Below are 17,779 nucleotides of genomic sequence, written 5' to 3'. Positions count from 1 at the left end.
GTCGGCAGAGCCACCTCCTCACACCCGGGCGCGGTCCAGGCCGTAGGTGAGCGCGTCGACGAGCGCGTGCCAGGACGCCTCGACGACGTTCGGGTGCACGCCGACCGTGGTCCAGTCGCGGCCCGTGCCGGCGGTCTCCACCAGCACCCGGGTGACCGCGCCGGTGCCGTGGCTGCCCTCCAGGATGCGGACCTTGTAGTCGGCCAGCTCGAAGTCGCGCAGCTCCGGGTAGTGCCGGGCCAGCGCCGTACGCAGCGCCTCGTCCAGCGCGTTGACCGGGCCGTTGCCCTCGGCGGTGGCGATCACCCGCTCGCCGCGTACCCGGATCTTCACGGTGGCCTCGGAGACCACCGCGCCGTCCTCGCGGTGCTCGACGATCACCCGGTACGACTCCAGGGTGAACGGCCGCGGCGCGGCCCGGTCCGGCAGCTCGGCCCGGACCAGCAGCTCGAACGAGGCGTCGGCGGCCTCGAACGACCAGCCGCCCGCCTCCAGCTCCTTCACCCGCTTGGTGACCGTGGCGAGCGCCTCCGGATGGCCGGCCAGGTCCAGACCGAGCTCGCGGCTCTTGAGCTCGATGCTGGCCCGGCCGGCCATCTCGGTCACCAGGATCCGCATGTCGTTGCCCACCACCGACGGGTCCACGTGGTTGTAGAGCAACGGGTCGACCTTGATCGCGCTCGCGTGCAGTCCCGCCTTGTGGGCGAAGGCCGCGGCCCCGACGTACGCCTGGTGGGTGTCGGGGGCGATGTTGGCGATCTCGGCGATGGCGTGCGAGACCCGCACCATCTGTTCCAGGCAGCCCTCGGGTAGGACGGGCAGCCCGAGCTTGAGCTGGAGGTTGGCGACGACCGCGAAGATGTCGGCGTTGCCGGGGCGCTCGCCGTACCCGTTGGCGGTGCCCTGGAAGTGTCGGACGCCGGCCTCGACGGCGGCGATGGTGTTGGCGACCGCGCAGGCGGTGTCGTTCTGGCAGTGGATGCCGAGCAGGTCCGGCGCCACGCCGGTGCGCGCGGTGACGTCGGCGATGGCGGCGGTGACCTGGGACGGCAGCATGCCGCCGTTGGTGTCGCAGAGCACGAACCGTTCCGCCCCGGCGGCGAGCGCCGTCTCCAGCACCGCGGCGGTGTACGCCGGGTCGTGGCGGTAGCCGTCGAAGAAGTGCTCCCCGTCGACGAAGACCCGCCGCCCCTGCGCGACCAGGCGGGTCACGGTGTCGCGGATCATCGCCAGGTTCTCCTCGGCGGTGGTCCGCAGCGCCCGCTCGACGTGCCGCAGGTCCGCCTTGGCGACCAGCGCCACGGCCGGCGTCTCCGCGTCGAGCAGCCCGCGCACCTGCGGGTCGGCCTCGACCGCCATCCCCGCCTTGCGGGTGGCGCCGAAGGCGACCAGGATCGCGTGCTTCAGGTCCAGCTCGGTGCGGGCGCGCCGGAAGAACTCGGTGTCCTTCGGCACCGCGCCGGGCCACCCGCCCTCGATGAAGCCGACCCCGAGGTCGTCGAGCAGGCGGGCCACCGCCAGCTTGTCGACCACCGAGTAGCTGAGCCCCTCGCGCTGCGCGCCGTCGCGCAGCGTCGTGTCGTACACCTGGAAGGTCATGGGAGTCCTCTTCTCGAACCTGCGGGGAGCAACAAAAAGACCCCCCGCGGATGCGGGAGGTCTGCGCGCTCGGCGAGGGGGAGGCCGGCGCGCTAGTTGCCAATAATCAGGACGGAGCTGGTCACGTTCCGTACTCTGCCACCCCGACCCCGGTTTTGGGAGGCAAAATCCACATGCCGGGACGGTGACGGAGGGTGGCCATACCCGACGGGCGGGCGGGTCCGGCGCAGAGCGCGCCGCCGGTGATCGACTTCACAAGTGATCCGCCCGCGGAGCGGCGGAAACGCGACTGCGGAAGTATCTGGAACCGATCCAGTTACCGGCCCCGCGCCGCTGACAAGCCGCTGCCAAGGAGGACCTGTGCTCACTGTCGGTGATCGCTTCCCCGAGTACGAACTCACCGCCTGCGTGTCGCTGGACGCCGACAAGGCGTTCGAGACGATCAACCACAAGTCCTACGAGGGCAAGTGGCGCGTGGTCTTCTTCTGGCCGAAGGACTTCACCTTCATCTGCCCGACCGAGATCGCCGAGTTCGGCCGGCTCAACGGGGAGTTCGCCGACCGGGACGCCCAGGTCCTCGGCGTCTCCGTCGACAACGAGTTCGTCCACTACGCCTGGCGCAAGGACCACCCGGACCTGCGCGAGCTGCCCTTCCCGATGGTCAGCGACATCAAGCGCGAGCTGACCGCCGCCTGCGGCGTGCTCGGTGAGGACGGCGTCGCCCAGCGGGCGACCTTCATCGTCGACCCGAACAACGAGATCCAGTTCGCCATGGTCACCGCCGGCTCGGTCGGCCGGAACGTCGCCGAGGTGCTGCGGGTGCTGGACGCGCTGCAGACCGACGAGCTCTGCCCGTGCAACTGGAACAAGGGCGGCGCCACCCTGGACGCCACCGCGCTGCTCGCGGGCGCCGGGGCCTGACCGTGGGGCTGGACGCGGTCAAGGCGGCTCTGCCCGAGTACGCCAAGGACATCAAGCTCAACCTCGGCTCGACCGCCGGCACCTCCACGTTGAAGCCCGAGCAGGCCTGGGGCACCGCCCTGGCCTGCGCGGTCGCCGCGCGGAACCCGGTGGTGCTGCGGGAGATCGCCGCCGAGGCGGCCGGCCACCTCACCCCGGAGGCAATCGAGGCGGCCAAGGGCGCGGCCACGATCATGGCGATGAACAACGTCTACTACCGGGCCAAGCACCTGATCGGCGACGAGCAGTACGCGTCGATGCCGGCCCGGCTGCGGATGCAGATCATCGCCCGGCCGGGGGTGGACAAGGGCGACTTCGAGCTCTGGTGCCTCGCTGTCTCGGCGATCACCGGCTGCGGCGTCTGCCTTGAGTCGCACGAGAAGACCCTGCGGGCGGCCGGGTACACGCGCGAGCAGGTGCACGAGGCGCTGCGTATCGCGGCGGTCGTGCACGCCGCGGCGGTGGCGCTGGACGCGGAGGCCGCGTTGGCCTGAGTCACAGGTGTACCGATCTCCGCACCGGGTACGAAAGGGTTCGACAGGCACATCCCCCGAGAAAGTCGAGAAAGGGAGTGAACGCCATGGAGCGGCTCGACCCTCGAACGACCCACGGGACGCCGGACCCGCTGACCCAGGGTGGTCAGGGCGCCTTCGCGGGCGGCGCGCCCGCCGGGCGCTTCGATCCGTGGGCCTACCGGGACGAGGCCGGGGTGACCGGCATCGACCTGGTCGGCTACAAGGTGGAGGCGACGGACGGCGGTATCGGCAAGGTGGACCGGGCCAGCCACGAGGTGAACTCCAGTTACCTCGTGGTGGACACCGGGCCGTGGATCTTCGGCAAGAAGGTCATGCTGCCGGCCGGCACCGTCAACCACGTCGACCACGACGAGCGGAAGGTCTACGTCGACCGGGGCAAGGACCAGATCAAGGCCGCGCCCGAGTACGACGAGAGCACCGACACGGATCCGGCGTACCGGGAGAAGCTCGGCGGGTACTACGACGACACCTACTCGTCGATCCCGCCGGGTACCGCCCGGTAACGGAGACACCTGCGCAGGCGGCCGGCGGGGCACCACGGTGTCCCGCCGGCCGTTACCGTGTCAGGGGTGGACGCCACGGAGACCCCGCACCGCAGCCCCTTCCCCGCCCTCTTCAACTTCCGCGACGTCGGCGGCCTGACCGGTCACGACGGGCGTCGCGTCCGTCCGGGCCGGCTCTACCGCTCGGACTCGCTGCACCGGATCGACGAGACCGACCGGGCGGCGTTCACCGCGCTGGGCATCCGCACCGTCATCGACCTGCGCCGCGACACCGAGGTGGCCCGCGACGGCCGGGTGCCGGCGTACGACGGGCTCGCCTACCGGCACATCCACCCGGAGCACCAGGACTGGGCCACGGTCTCGTACGACCCGCAGGAGAGCCTGGCCCGCTGGCTCGCCGACCGCTACGCGGCCCTGGCGCAGACCGGCACCGCCGGCCTGGCCGAGGCGGTCGGGCTCATCGCGGACAGCGCCAACGCGCCGGTGGTGGTGCACTGCGTCGCCGGCAAGGACCGCACCGGCGTCGTCTGCGCGCTCACCCTCGCGGTGCTCGGCGTGGCCGATGTCGACATCGCCGCCGACTACGCGCTGAGCACCGAGGCGTCCGAGCGGTTCAGCGCCTGGGTGGCCGCCACGCTGCCCGAGGCGGAGCAGCCGCCCCGTCCCTACCTCGCCTCCCCGGCCGAGGCGATGACGCTCTTCCTCGCCGAACTGCGCGAGGGGTACGGCTCGGTGGACGGCTACCTGCGCCACGCCGGGGTGACCGACGCACAGCTCGACGGGCTGCGGGCGCACCTCCTGGACTAGGCCAGCTCGACCAGCGGGAAGGCCCGGTGCCGCCGGGGTGGGACCAGGAAGTTCTGCCGGCGGGTGCAGGTCAGGAAGCGTTCCAGGCCGTTGTCCTGCTCGGCCACCCGGTGCTTGCGGGCCAGGTCCACCGCGGCCTGGCTGCGCCGCATCCGGGCGAAGAAGTCGGCCGTCGGCACGAAGACGCTGAAGTGCAGCTTCGGCTGGCTGCTGCCGTCCGGCACGTCCAGCGCGTCGAAGCCCGGACCGTCCACCCGCAGGTGCATCGGGGTGCCGTCCGGCGCCCGGGAGGTGCGCTGGAGGGTGGAGAGGTGCCCCATCCGCCGCTCGCCGCGGGGCAGGCCGATGCCGCGGGCGGTCCGCTCCGCGTAGTCCGGCCCGCGGTTCTCGGCCGGCAGGAAGGACGGCCCGCCGCCGTCGGTCAGCTGGTCGGGTTTGCCCGGGTGCACCGGCGGCGCGTGGAACATGTACTGCACCCGCTTGGTGAAGTTGCCGTTGTCGCTGGGCGGGGTGTCCGGGGAGGCCATGTCGTAGAACTGGAGCATGTCGAGGATGACGTGCGACAGGTGCTGGATGCCGCCGTTGTCCAGGTAGTCGCCGGGCCGGGCGGTGGTGAGCCGGGCCGCGGCGTTGCCGGCGAAGGTGCAGATCGCCGGCGGGCCCGAGGCGTTGACCTGCTGGTCGGAGAAGCCCATCCACATCGGCGAGTCGGGCTGGATGAACCGGGCGTACGGCAGGTGGTTCTGCTCGGCCACCGACCGGGGCAGGCCGACCTGGGTGAACATGTGCCGGCTGGAGGTGACCGTGAGCAGGCCGGCGAAGGCCGGCGAGGGCGTCGGCCGGCCGGCCAGGGTGCCGCTGCCGTCGAACCAGGCGAGCACCTCCTGGATCACCGCGGCCCGGTCGCTGCGGAAGGTGAAGAGCAGGTCGTTCTGCTCGATCCGGACCGGCACGGTGAACCGCTTCTTGGTGACCCCCGGGTTGTCCGGGTGGACGTCCGTCGGGGCCGGCTCGGCCTCCTCCAGCACCGAGCGGGCCGGGTCGGCGAGCAGCTTCGGCAGGTGCGCGCCCACCAGTTCGCCGGTGAGCCCGCCGGGCAGCCGGCGGAAGTACGGCAGGCCGTACGACACGAAGGTCATCAGGCCGGCCGCGCCGAACGGGTACCGGGACTCCAGCGCGGCCAGCACCCGGACCAGTTCGCGCTGGTCGGCCGGGGTGGGGATACGGCCCAGCGCGGCGGTCAGGTAGACGGTGTGCACCGGCGGCATGACGAACGGGCCGCCGGTCGACGAGGTCTGCTCGGGCGCGCTGTACCGGGCCACGTCGAACTGGATGTCGGGCAGCTCCGCCGCGCCGTCCGGGGCGGCGGGGCGGGCCGGGGTGCGGGCGTTCGCCGAGCAGGCCGCGAGGGCCGAGGCGGCCATGGCCAGCGCGCCGCCGGCCAGCATGGTGCGCCGGCTGAGCCGGGGTTCGCCGTCCATCGGGTCAGCTGGACCGGCCGAGCGCGGCGCGCAGCGCCCCGCCCAGCGCCTCGTCGTCCGGGGCGGTCAACCGCGCCGTCCGGTCGGTGTCGCCCACGAAGCCCTCCCGGGCGCCCCCGTTGCGGGTCGGGGTCACCAGCACCTCGTCACCGTCCTGCTCGACGTCGACGTGCACGGTGCCCTTGGCGTAGGTGGCCCAGGACCGCAGGCCGAGCGCGTCGAGGACCGGCGCGAACGGCGACGGCCCGGTCCGCAGGTCCGGCGTGGGCACCCCGCTGCGCGAGGCGTCCAGCATGCGACGCACCGCCGCCCCCAGCTCCTTGTCCCCGGCGTCGCCGTCGAGGAGGTCGAAGACGCCGTTGGCGATCCACATGCCGTCGATGGTGAGCGAGGAGGAGTGCGCGACGTACCGACCTCTGCGCAGGTCGAGTCCAGCGGTTCTGATCATGGGTGTCCTCTGTCGACCGGGGGACGTCCCAGGGTACCCGTGGGACGTCCCCCGCCGGGCTGCCTACATCACGATGATCCGGACCGTCACGCCCTTCTGGGCGCCGTACTGGATTATCTGGTTCAACGCGTTCTGTTGGGCTGCGGTGGCCCCGCGCGGGACCACGATCTCCAACTCGCGGGCGGCGACCTGGCCGGGCCGGATGGTGACGCCGTCCCAGGTCACCGGGTTGCTCTTGGCGAAGCCGGCGGCCTTGTCCACATAGCCCTTGAGCCGGCTGGTCAGCTTCGCCGCCGACTGGTACGTCTTGGCCCCCAGGTCGACGCTCTTGATGCTGGTCGCGGTGCCGTTGGCGAACCGGTCGATGGTCGGGAAGCTGCGGGGCAGGTTGCCGCCGAGCTTCGCCTCGATGGCCAGGCCGCGCTCGAACTGGCCGAGCTTCCACACCGAGCTGCCCGCCTTGAGCCACGCCCCGGCCCCGCCGGTGAGGCCGCCGATCGCGGCGCCGATGGCGAAGTCCTTGAGGGCGTCGTTCCAGGTGTATTTGCGGCCGGTCACCGCCGAGATGCCGGCGCCGATGCCCACCGAGGTGGCGCCGCCGACCAACGCCCCGACGATGATGGCCACGCAGATCGGGCAGTCGCCGTTGGGGTCGGAGAGGTTGACCGGGTCGTTGAGGGCGTAGGTGTAGAGGTTGGCGCTGCCGCCGCCGAAGCCGGCCGGGTCCTGGCTGAGGAAGCGGCCCGTCTCCGGGCTGTACCAGCGGGCCCGGTTGTAGAGCAGCCCGGTGTCCGGATCACGCTCGCGGCCGGTGAACTGCTGGGTGTTGCCGCTGGCCGCGCCGCTGGCGGTGACCACGCCGAACGGGTCGTAGGCGTACTGGGTGGTCAGCGTGCCGGTGGAGTCGGCCAGGCCGAGCACGCTGCCCAGCGCGTCGGTGATCGGCACCCGGGCCCCGTCCACGTCGGTGCGGACCACGGTCTGGTCGAGCCCGGCGGTGAGCCGGTCGGCGACGGTCGCGCCGGCCTGCTCGCGGATCAGGTTCGGTCCGTCGTAGAGGAACGTGGTGGTGGCCCCGCCGGCGGTACGGCTGGCCAGCCGCCCGGCGGCGTCGTAGCCGTACGTCGCGGCCAGGCCCGGCCCGGTCACCCCGGCCAGTTCGCCCCGAGCGTTCCAGGTGTAGCCGAGCACCCCGTCGCCGGTGAGGTTGCCCTCGTCGTCGTAGCTGTACGTCCGGTCGCCCCGGGCGGTCAGCCGGTTCGCGGCGTCGTAGCTGGCCGGCGGGCCGGTGCTGGGGATGGTGACGTGGGCGAGGCTGCCGGTCAGGTCCGCCACCCGCCCGGCGGCGTCGTACCGGTAGCCGAGGTTGCCGATCGGCACCCCGCCGGCGCTCTCGTACGACATCCCGGTGAGCTGGGAGGCCGCGTCGTACGCGTACCGGGTGACCACGCCGGCCTGCTCGACCCGGTCGGTGCGCCCGGCCGCGTCCCGGTGCCAGGTGGCGGTGGTGCCGCCCTGGGTGATCTGCTCGATCAGGCCGCTGGGGTCGTAGTCGTACGCGATGGCGGGCTGCCCCGGCACGGTCATCCCGGAGCGCCGGCCGGTGTCGTCGTAGGAGTAGCCGACCGTGCCGGCCGGGCTGGTCACGCTGGTCACCTGGTCGAGGTCGTTCCAGGCGAGGCTGACCACGCCGCCGGCCGAGTCGTCGATGGTGGTGAGCCGGTCCAGGGTGTCGTAGCCGAACCGCTTGGTGCTCTCGTAGTTCGGGCCGGCCGTGGTGCCGTACCCGACGAAGGTGGTCCGGCCGAGCGCGTCGTACTCGGTGACGGTGGTCTTCCCCCGCCGGTCGGTGGCGGAGACCGCCCGGCCGAGCAGGTCGTACGACTGCCGGGCCTGCCTGCCCAGCGGGTCGGTGACGGTGACCGGCCGGTCCGAGCTGTCGTACGCGACGGTGGTGTTGTTGCCGCGCGGGTCGGTGACCTTGGTCAGGTTGCCGTTGCCGTCGTACTCGAAGGTGGTGCTGCGGCCCAGGCCGTCGGTGCTGGTGACGATCTGGTTGTCCGGGTCGTAGCGGACGTGCTCCAGCACGCCCTGCGCGTCGGTCACCGCCACCGGCCGGCCGGCCGCGTCGACGAAGCTGCGGGTGGTCCGGCCGAGCGGGTCGGTCACCGCGACGAGGTCGCCCTGCTCGTAGGTGTAGCGGGTGGTGTTGCCGAGCGGGTCAATGGACGAGGTGACCTGGCCGGCTCCGTTGTAGGTGTACCGGCGGGTCCGGCCGGCGGCGTCGGTGGTGGCCACCAGGTCGCCGTCGTCGTCGTACTCCATCCGGGTGCTCCGGCCCTGGTCGTCGGTGACCGAGGTGAGCTGCCGGTACGGGCCGCCGGAGGTGACCGTGGCGGACTGCGCGGCGGCGGTGCCGGCGAGCGTGGTGACCGCGTTCAGGTCGCCGTTCGGGCCGTAGCCGACGGTGGTGCGCCGGCCGTACGGGTCGACCAGCGCGGTGGGCAGGTGGGTGGCCGGGTCACGAATGGCGGTGGAGGTGCGCTCCGAGGCGGTGCCGACGTCGATGGTCTCGGCGACCACCCGCCGGTCGCCGTCGAAGCTGGTCTCCCGGACGCTGCCGTCCGGTTCGGTGACCGTGGTCTTCACGACCTTGCCGGTCGCGTCCGTGGTGTACGCGAACCCGTAGGTCACCCCGCCGGGCATGGTCTGGCCGGCCACCCGCCCGTTGGCGTCGTAGGTGTTGGTCAGGTAGGTGATGCCCCGGGCGTCGGTGACCGTGGTCATCCGGTGCGCGCTGTCGTAGGTGTAGCTGGTGGTCCGGCCGCCCGGCGAGGTGACCGAGGTGAGCCGGCCGGAGCTGTCGTAGCCGTACTGGACGACCCGGCCGGCGTTGTCCTCGGCCCGGGTGACCCGGCCGCTGGTGTAGGCGAGCTTGATCCAGCGCCCGTTCGGCGAGGTGATCTGGGTGATGTCGCCGGACTGCCCGCCGCTGGAGCGGGTCAGGGTGATCTGGTTGCCGTGCCGGTCCCGGATCGCCTGCAACGGCGCGTTCTCGCCGAAGACGTAGGTCATCCCGTCGGTGCGGACCAGGTCCCAGCCGTTGCCGTTCCAGCTCATCACCGAGTCGCGGAACGGTCCGGTGGTGTTGACCGCCCTGAAGACGGCGTCCGTCCAGCCGGTGCCGGGGCTGATCCGGTCGAAGTGGACCTTGCCGCTGTCCGGCAGCACCAGGTCGGCCTGGACGTACTGCTGCTCCGAGTAGATGAAGATGCCGTAGCCGAAGTTGGCGCCGATGCCGAACTCGCGGGAGTTGGTGTCGTTCTGCCGGTAGGTGCGGGTGATCGAGATCGGCAGCACGTCGTTGACCACGAGGTCGGTGTGCTCGTCGACGAAGAGCCCGCTGGCCAGGTCGACCGGGTCGCCGCCGGAGTCGCCGTCCTCGCCCGGGCCCGAGCCGGCCGGGCGCTTGCCGCTGCCGTTGAACATGGCGCCGGTGAACTCCCAGACCCGCACGTCCGGGTCGGGCACGATCTGCCGACCGTCCGGGCTGACCGTGCCGTGGCCGTAGATGTACCAGCCGGCCTCCGCGCCGGTCACCGCGCAGACCGCGGGCGCCTTCACCGCCTTGGCGGGCTTCTTCGGGTACGACTTGACCGGCGCCTTGGTGCACGGCACCCGGCCCGGGTCGTAGTCCCAGAAGTCCAGCCGGCTGCCCGGCGCCAGACCCTGAGTGTTCGGGTAGATGATCTGCGCGCCGTCGGGCAGGATCACCGAGCCGCCGGGCTGCACGGTGAAGTAGACCGGGGTGCGGACCCCGACCGGCAGCGGGAACGGCGGCTGGTCCACCGGGATCGCGGTGATGGAGAGCTCGGTGACGCGCTTGCCGGCCCGGTCGCGGATCACGCTGCCCTTGGGCAGCCGCACCTCGAAGCCCGGGATCGCCGGGGTGGTGATCACCGTCTGCTGCTTCGTCGGCGACGGGATGCGGACGGCGTGCTCGGTGTCCAGGCGGGTCATCCAGATCGGGTACGACAGCTCGACCGTCTCGCCGGCCTTCAGGTCCACCCCGGTCTCGAAGCGGCCGAACGCCCGACCCGGGCTGCTCGCGGTCGCGCCGTCGATGACCAGCACCTGGTGTCCGGCGGTGAGCCCGGCGAGCAGGAACCGGCCGCTGGCGTCGGTACGGGTGGCGTGCCGGCCGACGGAGAGCGTGACGCCCGGCAGCGGCTTGCCGTTGAGCAGCAGCGCCTGCCCGGCGAGGGCGGTGACCCCCGGCTCGGCCCGCCGCGCCGGTTGCACGTGGCCGTACGCGCCGGTGCGGTGGGCCGCCCAGTCCTCCCCGGAGAGGTTGAACCGGTCCGGCGTCCAGCTCTCGGTGACGTCGGCCGGCGCGGTCTTCGCGTCGGTGGTGGCCTTCGCCTCGGTGGTGGCCTTCGGGGCGGCGGCGGTGAGGCCGGCGGGCAGCCGAACCTCGCCGGTGAGGCTGCCGACCAGGGTGGACGACGGGTCGACGAAGACCGTGTACGTGCCGGTGGTGGGCAGGGTGAGCGAGTTGAAGGCGCAGGACGAGCCGCAGTACGCGCTGGTGGTCAGGTTGGACCCGTCCGGCTTCCGGACAATCGCCGAGGCGTTGTACGTGCCGTAGGTGCCGGCGCTCATCACCACGCTGACCACCTGGCCGGCGGTGCCGGCGAAGGTCATCGCGGCGTTCTGGCCGGGGACGGTGGTGGTCAGGGTGACCGTCGGCCCGCCCGGCGTGGCGCTCGCGGTGGCGTCCGCCGGGACGTCGTTCACCTGGAGGGTGACCGCGCCGGTGTACATGCCGTCCGGGTTCAGGAAGATCGTGTACGTGCCGCTGACCGGCAGCGTGGTGACGTCGAAGAAGCAGCCCGCCCCGCAGTAGGCGCTGCCGGTCAGGTTGGACCCGTCCGGCTTCCGCACGATCGCCGAGGCGTTGTAGGTGCCGTACGTGCCGGCGCTGCCCACCACGGAGATCCGCTGCCCGGCGGTGCCGGTGAAGGAGAGGGTCGCGTTCTGGCCCGGACCGGTGGTGGTGAGGGTGGCCGGGGCGCCGCCGATGCTCGCGGTGGCCGTGGCGTCGGCCGGCACGTCGTAGATCCGCAGGTTGACCGACCCGGTGTACATCCCGTCCGGGTTCAGGAAGATCGTGTACGTGCCGGTCACCGGCAGCGTCGTGGTGTCGAAGAAACAGCCCGCCCCGCAGTACGCGCTGCCGGTCAGGTTCGACCCGTCCGGCTTCCGCACGATCGCCGAGGCGTTGTACGTGCCGTACGTGCCGCCGGTCCCCTGCACCACGATCCGCTGCCCGGCCGTGCCGGTGAAGGAGAGCGTGGCGTTCTGCCCGGGCGCCGTGGTGCCGAGCGGCACCGCGTCCCCGCCGACGCTCGCGGTGGCCGTGGCGTCGGCCGGCACGTCGTAGACCCGCAGGGTCACCGAGCCGGTCGCGACGGCGTCCGGGTTCAGGAAGATGGTGTACGTGCCGGTCACCGGCAGCGTCGTGGTGTCGAAGAAACAGCCCGCCCCGCAGTACGCGCTGCCGGTCAGGTTCGACCCGTCCGGCTTCCGGATGATCAGCGAGGCGTTGTAGGTGCCGTACGTGCCGCCGGTCCCCTGCACCACGATCCGCTGGTTGGCCGTACCGGTGAACGTCAGCGTGGCGTTCTGCCCCGGGGCGGTGGTGCCCAGCGCCACCGCGTCGCCGCCGACGCTCGCGGTGGCCGTGGCGTCCGCCGGCACGTCGTAGACCCGCAGGGTCACCGAGCCGGTCGCGACGGCGTCCGGGTTCAGGAAGATGGTGTACGTGCCGGTCACCGGCAGCGTCGTGGTGTCGAAGAAACAGCCCGCCCCGCAGTACGCGCTGCCGGTCAGGTTCGACCCGTCCGGCTTCCGGATGATCGCCGAGGCGTTGTACGTGCCGTACGTGCCGCCGGTCCCCTGCACCACGATCCGCTGGTTGGCGGTGCCCGGGAAGGAGAGCACGGCGTTCTGGCCCGGCACGGTGGTGGTCAGGGTGACCGCGCCGCCGCCCGGGGTGGCGCTCCCGGTGGCGTCGGCGGGCACGTCGTACACCCGGACGGTGAGCGAGCCGGTGTAGGTGCCCGACGGGTCGACGAAGACGGTGTACGTGCCGGTCACCGGCAGTGTCGTGGTGTCGAAGAGGCAGGACGCCCCGCAGTAGGTGCTGCCGGTCAGGTTGGACCCGTCCGGCTTCCGCACGATCGCCGACGCGTTGTACGTGCCGTACGTGCCGCCGGTGGCCTGGATGAGGATCCGCTGGCCGGCGGTGCCGGGGAACGACACCACGCCGTTCTGCCCGGGCACGGTGGTCGTGAGGGTGACCGGGTCGCCGCCCGGGGTGGTGCTCACCGTGGCGTCCACCGGCACGTCGAAGACCTGGACGGTGAGGCTGCCGACCGCCGCCGCGACCGGGTCCACCAGCACCGTGTAGGTGCCGGCGGCGGCCAGCGACACCGAGCTGAACGAGCAGCTCGTGGCGCAGGACGAGGTGCTGGTGACGGTGCTGCCGTTGGGGGCGCGCAGGACGACGGCCGTGTTGCCGCCGGCGTACGAGCCCGCCGACATGGTGACGGTGACGATCTGGCCGGCGGTGCCGGGGAACGACACCACGGCGTTCTGGCCGGGGACGGTGGTGGTCACGGTGACCGCCGCCCCGTTGGGCGTGGTGGCGGCCGTCCGGTCGGCCGGCACGTCGTACACCTTCACCGTGATGCCGCCGACGGCGGTGACCTTGGGATCGACCAGCACCGTGTAGGTGCCGTCGGCCGGCAGCGCGGTGGTGTCGAGGAAGCAGGACGCGCCGCAGTTGCCGTTCGACACGAGCGCCGTGCCGTCCGGCTTCCGCAACGTCACCACCGCCTCGTTGGTGCCGAACGTGCCGGACGAGAGCTGCACCGCGACCCGCTGCCCGGCCGTTCCCGGCACCGACACCACTGCGTTCTGCCCCGGCACGGTGGTGGTCACGGTGACCGCCGCACCGCCCGGCGTGGTGCTCGCGGTGGCGTCCGCCGGCACGTCGTGCACCTTGACGGTGATCGCGCCGACGGCGGTGCCCTTCGGGTCGACCAGCACCGTGTACGTGCCGTCGACCGGCAGCACGGTCGCGTCCAGGAAGCAGGAGGTGCCGCACGAGGTGTTGGTCAGGACCGTGGAGCCGTCCGGCTTCCGCACGGTCACCGTCGCCTCGGTGCTGCCGTAGGTGCCGGCGGAGAGCGCCACCGCCACCCGCTGCCCGGCCGTCGCCGGGAAGGAGACCACCGCGTTCTGCCCCGGCACCGTGGTGGTCACCGTGACCGCCGCGCCGCCGGGCGTGGTGTTGGCGACCGCGTCGTTCGGCACGTCGTAGACCTGGCCGGTGATCGAGCCGAGGAGCGTGCCGTTCGGGTTCACCAGGACGGTGTAGGTGCCGGTCACCGGCAGCACGACCGCGTTGAACGAGCAGCTCGTGCCGCAGTAGCTCTCGCTGACGATGGTGGCGCCGTCCGGCGCGCGCAGCGTCGCGGAGGCGTTGTACGTGCCGAAGGTGCCGTTGGCCAGCGTGACCGAGACCGACTGCCCAGCGGTGCCGGCGAAGGAGACCACCGCGTTCTGGCCGGGCACGGTGGTGGTGACGGTGACCTGCGCGCCGCCCGGCGTGGTGCTGGCCGCGGCGTCCGCCGGCACGTCGTACACCTGCGTGGTGACCTCGCCGACCACGGTGGCGTCCGGGTTCAGGAAGATCGTGTACGTGCCGTCGACCGGCAGCACCACCGCGTCGAAGAAGCAGGCGGACCCGCAGTAGTTGCTGCCGGTCAGGTTGGTGCCGTCCGGCTTCCGGATCACCGCCGAGGCGTTGTAGGTGCCGAACGTCCCGCCGGTCATCTGCACCGAGATCCGCTGGCCGGCGGTGCCGCTGAACGAGATGGCGGCGTTCTGCCCCGGCGCGGTGGTGCCCAGCGTGACGGCCGGGCCGCCCGGGGTGGCGGTCACCGTGGCGTCCGGCGGCACCACGTAAACCTGCGCGGAGACCTGGCCGACGCTCACCCCGTCCGGGTTGAGGTAGATGGTGTACGTGCCGTCGACCGGCAGGACCATGGCGTCGAAGAAGCACGAGCTGCCGCAGTACGCGCTGCCGGTCAGGTTGGTGCCGTCCGGCTTCCGGATGATCGCCGAGGCGTTGTACGTGCCGTACGTCCCGCCGCTCAGCTGCACCGAGATCCGCTGCCCGGCGGTGCCCGGGAAGGAGACGACCGCGCCCTGGCCGACGGCGGTGGCCACGGTGACCGCGCCGGAGCCGGGGGTGGTGCTCGCGGTGGCGTCGGCCGGCACGTCGTACACCCGGGCGCTCACCGAGCCGACGTAGCTGGTGTCCGGGTTGACCAGGATGGTGTACGTGCCGTCCACCGGCAGGACGGTGGTGTCGAAGAGGCAGGAGCTGCCGCAGTAGGCGCTGCCGGTCAGGTTGGTGCCGTCCGGCTTCCGGATGATCGCGGAGGCGTTGTACGTGCCGTAGGTGCCGTCGGTCAGCTGCACCAGCACCCGCTGCCCGGCCGTGCCGGCGAAGGAGATGACGCTGTTCTGGCCGGGCACGGTGGTGGTGGCGGTGACCTTGTCCCCGCCGGCCGTGGCGCTGGCGGTGGCGTCGGCGGGCACGTCGTACACCTGGACGGTGATCGCGCCGGTGGTGGTGGACTGCGGGTCGACGAAGAGGGTGTACGTGCCGTCGACCGGCAGCACCGTGGTGTCGAGGAAGCAGCCGGTGCCGCAGGAGCCGTTGGCGACCACCGTGCCGCCGCCGGGCCGGCGCAGCGACACCGCCGCGTTGTAGGTGCCGTACGTGCCGCCGCTCAGCTTCACCGAGACCCGCTGGCCGGTGCTGCCGGGAAAGGTGACCGCGGCGTTCTGGCCGGCCACGGTGGTGGTCACGGTGACCGGGCCGCCGCCGGGGGTGGTGGCCGCCGAGGCGTCCGCCGGCACCTCCCGGACGGTGGCGGTGACCGAGCCGGTGGCGCCGCTCGCCGCGGCCAGCAGCAGGGTGTACGTGCCGGGGGTGCGGGCCTTGACGGTGTCGATGAAGCCGGTGGCGCCCACGCACCCGGAGGACGCCGCGGTCCGGCCGAACGGGTCGAGCACCTTCGCGGTGGAGATGCCGCAGGAGCCGAAGGTGCCGTCGGCCAGCTGCACGCTCGCCTGCTGCCCCTCGGCCAGGTCGAAGACGACCAGGGCGACGTCGCCGGCGCTGGGGATGGCCACCGACTTCGCCTCACCGAGCGCGACCCGGGAGGTGTGCACCACGTCGGCGACCGTGTACGGGGCGGGCGCGACGAACACGTCGGCCGCGCTGTCGCCGCTGCCGTACCGGGTGCGCACGCCGATCCGGCCGGAGGCCGCCCCGGCGGGCACCTGCAGGGTGAGGCTGCCGGCGGCGACGGCGGAGGTGGCGGCGCGGGTGCGGTTCAGCGTGACGGCGTTGTCCGCGGCGGTGGGGGCGAACCCGGTGCCGGTGACGGTGACGGTGCCGCCCGGCAGCACGACGTTCGGGGAGACGGCGGTGATCGTCGGCGCGGACTCGTCCGGTCCGGCCACCACGAACGACTGCGGGCTGGTCGCGGTGGCCCCACCGACCTGGACGGTGATCAGGCCGGTGGTCGCGCCGGCGGGCACCCGGGTGACCAGGCGGTGCCCGTCGGCGGCGGTGACGGGGGCCGGCACGCCGTTGAACTCGACGGTGTTCTCCGCCGGTACGTCGGAGAAGCAGCCGCCCTGGAGAGTCACCTCGGCGCCGACGGCCGCCCGGGTGGGCACCACCGACAGCAGGGTCAGCGCCGGGCTGCCGTCGTTGGTGACCGAGGTGATGTTGCCGGCCGGGTCGTAGCCGTACCGGGCCGTCCGGCCGGCCTGGTCCCGCGCGCCGGCGAGCTGCCCGGCGGCGTCGTACGCGTAGCCCACCGAGTCGCAGGAGACCGAGGCCGGGACGAGGTCCGGCAGGTCGGCCCGGAACCCGAGGGCCAGCAGCATGACGAGTGCGGCGAGGGTCGCGGTGAACCGCAGTCGGGCACCGGCCCAGACCCTCGATCGGATGGTGCGACGGCCGAGCGGACTCGACATGCTGCCTCCCCCACAGACGCAACTTCTGCGCTGCAAGGTAGGCGACATCGATCAATGGGCATAGATACCGAGGTGAATGTCCGGCGACGAGCCCCGGTGACACACCGTGACGGGTGCTTCTACCAGGAAAAACAGCCGACACCGCCGGAGGCGATGTCGGCTATCGGACAGTCAGTTGTGCAACCCGGTCGCCGGGTGCGTTAGGGCAGGTCAGAGCACCCGCTGCACCCAGCCGTGCCGGTCCTCCGCCCGGCCGCGCTGGATGTCCACCAGCTGCTGCCGCAGCGCCATCGTGGACCGGCCCGGCTCACCGCCGCCGACCAGGAACTCACCGTCCGGGAAGCGCACCCCACCGATCGGCGTGATCACCGCGGCGGTGCCGCAGGCGAAGACCTCACGGAGCCGGCCGCTGGCCGCGTCCGCCTGCCAGTCGGCGAAGCTGACTGGCCGCTCCTCCACCCGGTGCCCGGCCTCGGCGGCCAGGGTGAGGACGGCGTCCCGGGTGATGCCGGGCAGGATGGTGCCGGTCAGCGGCGGGGTGACCAGGGTGTTGTCGTCGTAGACGAAGAAGACGTTCATGCCGCCCAGCTCGTCGACGAAGCGCCGCTCCACGGCGTCCAGGAAGACCACCTGGTCGCAGCCGGCCTCGATCGCCTCGGCCTGCGCGGCCAGCGAGGCGGCGTAGTTGCCGCCGCACTTCGCCGCGCCGGTGCCGCCCGGCGCGGCCCGGGTGTAGTCCGGGGAGACCCAGACGGTCACCGGCTTGACCCCGCCGGCGAAGTACGCGCCGGCCGGCGACGCGATCACGCAGTAGAGGTACTCGTTGGCCGGGCGGACGCCGAGGAACACCTCGCTGGCGAACATGAACGGGCGGAGGTAGAGGCTGGCATCCTCGTGCTCCGGGATCCACTCCTGGTCGATCTCGACCAGCCGGCGCAGCGACTCGACGAACGTCTCCGGGGGCAGCTCGGGCATCGCCAGCCGCTTGGCCGAGGCGACGAAGCGGGCCGCGTTCGCCTCGGGGCGGAACATGGTGACCGCCCCGTCCCCGGTCCGGTACGCCTTCAGCCCCTCGAAGATCTCCTGCGCGTAGTGCAGGACCGCGGCGGCCGGGTCCATCGGAATCGGCGCGCGGGCCTCCACCCGGGCGTCGTACCAGCCCTTCCCCTCGGCGTACCGGATCGTCACCATGTGGTCGGTGAACACCCGACCGAACCCCGGGTTCGCCAGCAGGGCGGCCCGGTCGGCGGCGGATACCGGCGCGGGATTCGGACGGATCTCGAAATCGAGCTTGTCACCACCGCTCATCGCGCTGAC

At 72.5% G+C, this 17,779-nt stretch carries 9 protein-coding genes; 4 read left to right on the top strand and 5 right to left on the bottom strand.

Annotation, left to right across the window (positions count from 1 at the left end):
• Window positions 1–18: 18 nt before the first annotated feature.
• On the bottom strand, window positions 19–1,599 hold the full coding sequence (gene cimA / locus ACZ6S5_RS06320) for a citramalate synthase (protein WP_465998340.1): 1,581 nt from the start codon (window positions 1,597–1,599) through the stop codon (window positions 19–21).
• Window positions 1,600–1,959: 360 nt separating this feature from the next.
• Here cimA and ACZ6S5_RS06315 point away from each other — a divergent pair, with 360 nt between their 5' ends.
• The 4 genes from ACZ6S5_RS06315 (at window position 1,960) to ACZ6S5_RS06300 (ending at window position 4,405) form a co-directional block, all read left to right on the top strand.
• A complete protein-coding gene (locus ACZ6S5_RS06315) occupies window positions 1,960–2,520 on the top strand; it encodes a peroxiredoxin (RefSeq protein ID WP_465998338.1) in 561 nt (186 codons plus the stop codon).
• Between the two features lie 2 nt (window positions 2,521–2,522).
• Complete coding sequence (ahpD, locus tag ACZ6S5_RS06310; protein ID WP_465998336.1) at window positions 2,523–3,053, top strand: alkylhydroperoxidase, AhpD family; 531 nt, start codon at window positions 2,523–2,525, stop codon at window positions 3,051–3,053.
• A gap of 86 nt (window positions 3,054–3,139) precedes the next feature.
• The gene (locus tag ACZ6S5_RS06305; RefSeq protein ID WP_465998334.1) at window positions 3,140–3,598 is read left to right on the top strand and encodes a PRC-barrel domain-containing protein; all 459 of its coding nucleotides are present in this window, start codon (window positions 3,140–3,142) and stop codon (window positions 3,596–3,598) included.
• Between the two features lie 57 nt (window positions 3,599–3,655).
• A complete protein-coding gene (locus ACZ6S5_RS06300) occupies window positions 3,656–4,405 on the top strand; it encodes a tyrosine-protein phosphatase (RefSeq protein ID WP_465998332.1) in 750 nt (249 codons plus the stop codon).
• Here ACZ6S5_RS06300 and ACZ6S5_RS06295 read toward each other — a convergent pair.
• The 4 genes from ACZ6S5_RS06295 to ACZ6S5_RS06280 all read right to left on the bottom strand — a co-directional run bounded on the left by ACZ6S5_RS06295 (window position 4,402) and on the right by ACZ6S5_RS06280 (window position 17,770).
• Complete coding sequence (locus ACZ6S5_RS06295; protein WP_465998330.1) at window positions 4,402–5,886, bottom strand: DUF7405 family protein; 1,485 nt, start codon at window positions 5,884–5,886, stop codon at window positions 4,402–4,404. The genes ACZ6S5_RS06300 and ACZ6S5_RS06295 overlap by 4 nt on opposite strands.
• Before the next feature lie 4 nt (window positions 5,887–5,890).
• Window positions 5,891–6,334 carry a hypothetical protein gene (locus tag ACZ6S5_RS06290; RefSeq protein ID WP_465998328.1) on the bottom strand — a complete coding sequence of 148 codons (444 nt, stop codon included), beginning with the start codon at window positions 6,332–6,334 and terminating at the stop codon, window positions 5,891–5,893.
• A gap of 63 nt (window positions 6,335–6,397) precedes the next feature.
• Entirely contained in the window at window positions 6,398–16,462 is a 10,065-nt protein-coding gene (locus tag ACZ6S5_RS06285; RefSeq protein ID WP_465998326.1) for a pre-peptidase C-terminal domain-containing protein, read from the bottom strand.
• Between the two features lie 210 nt (window positions 16,463–16,672).
• Complete coding sequence (locus tag ACZ6S5_RS06280) at window positions 16,673–17,770, bottom strand: branched-chain amino acid aminotransferase (RefSeq protein WP_465998324.1); 1,098 nt, start codon at window positions 17,768–17,770, stop codon at window positions 16,673–16,675.
• Window positions 17,771–17,779: the final 9 nt, after the last annotated feature.

It is taken from the genome of Micromonospora sp. NPDC051924 (assembly GCF_055586005.1).
Note: the sequence above shows the minus strand (reverse complement) of the source record. Positions and strands in the feature narration are given on the sequence as shown.